Source organism: Corallococcus exercitus (genome assembly GCF_003611585.1).
Taxonomy (GTDB): domain Bacteria; phylum Myxococcota; class Myxococcia; order Myxococcales; family Myxococcaceae; genus Corallococcus; species Corallococcus exercitus.
Genome location: NZ_RAVW01000866.1, coordinates 1 through 567 on the forward strand (window position 1 = coordinate 1; position 567 = coordinate 567).

A 567-nucleotide genomic window follows, 5' to 3' on the forward strand; every position below is an offset into this window, starting at 1 on the left:
CGCCCCGGCCGGAGCGCCCTGGAACGCCTCCTTGAGCGCCGCGACCTCGATGGGGTCTCCCAACGCCGTCGCCGTCCCATGCGCCTCCACGTAGGACACGTCCGACGGCGACACGCCCGCCACCGACAGCGCCTCGCGGATCACCGCCGTCTGCCCCTGCACCGAAGGCGCGGAGAACCCCGTCTTCGCCCCGCCGTCGTTGTTCAGCGCCGTGCCCAGCACGATGGCGCGGATGCAGTCCCCGTCCGCCACCGCGTCCGCCAGCCGCTTGAGCACCAGCACGCCCACGCCGTTGCCCACCACCGTGCCCGCCGCGTTCACGTCGAACGGACGGCAGCGTCCATCCGGCGCCAGGATGCCGCCCTCCTGGTTGCGGTGCGCGACCAACTGCGGCGTGCGGATGGACACGCCCCCCGCCAGCGCCAGGTCGCACTCGCCCGCGAGCAGCGACTGACACGCCAGATGCAACGCCACCAGCGACGTGGAGCACGCCGACTGCACCGTCATCGCCGGGCCCGTCAGGTCCAGCTCGTACGACACGCGCGTGGCGAGGAAGTCCCCCGAAAG

General features: G+C 73.0%; 1 protein-coding gene. It reads right to left on the bottom strand.

Annotation, left to right across the window (positions count from 1 at the left end):
* The coding region (locus tag D7W79_RS42595) for a beta-ketoacyl [acyl carrier protein] synthase domain-containing protein (protein ID WP_147442383.1) at nt 1–567 on the bottom strand (567 nt) is incomplete at both ends.